The organism is Kurthia sp. Dielmo (assembly GCF_000307285.2).
GTDB classification, from domain to species: Bacteria; Bacillota; Bacilli; order Bacillales_A; family Planococcaceae; genus Kurthia; species Kurthia populi.
Genome location: NZ_CAEP01000180.1, coordinates 1 through 768 on the forward strand (window position 1 = coordinate 1; position 768 = coordinate 768).

Below are 768 nucleotides of genomic sequence, written 5' to 3' on the forward strand. Positions count from 1 at the left end.
TTAGCTATTTTTATGACACGCAAGATGAATATATGGCTTTTAAATGCCTATTTAATGGTGATATTTATCGCATTAGTGACGACACTTAGTCAGCAATATGTGCCTCTTTTTGGTCTTGTTTTTGCTATTATGATGCTTTGTAGCAACTATCGTATCTCACAAAAGATTTGGAGTTTAGCTGGCTGGTTAATACTTGTGGGGCTCGCGCTTACGTATTATTATGTGCTGATTTATCCAACACATGGACCTTATTTAATGCTTCGAGTAGCAGGAATGGAAGAGGTAAATCGGTATTTACAAACGATTTTACAATCCGCGCATTTTATTGGCGCAAGTGATGTTCAAGAACACATAATTACCTTTGAATACATTTTGCTCAATATTGTACAACAATTTGGTTTTTTAGCATTAGCGATTGCTTTAGCATTAATTGCACTTCTTATCATTCATTTTGTAAAAACAAGCCAAACAATTCAACAACCGTTTGGACAAATGCTATTAATTGGGATTGGGACATTCTGTTCGCTATTATTTATTAGTAATGTGTTAAGTTCACTGGGTTTATTTAATATTGGTGCATTCATGCTTCCATTTATTGATTATGGGTTGATTTCAACACTTTCAACTGGCATGCTAACAGGACTATTATTAAGTGTGTATCGCCGGAAAAATCTTTTCGTGTGACACTCATAGGTTTTAATATATGTGTGAAAATAACCGCTCCTATGAGCATAAGAAAAAACGGAATCGCGCTGGAATGCGGTTCCG

General features: G+C 35.3%; 1 protein-coding gene. It reads left to right on the forward strand.

Annotation, left to right across the window (positions count from 1 at the left end; genetic code table 11):
* Window positions 1-684 (forward strand): FtsW/RodA/SpoVE family cell cycle protein (locus KTHG_RS00045; RefSeq protein WP_222424322.1); only part of this gene is annotated, 684 nt, incomplete at its 5' end.
* Between the last annotated feature and the right edge of the window lie 84 nt (window positions 685-768).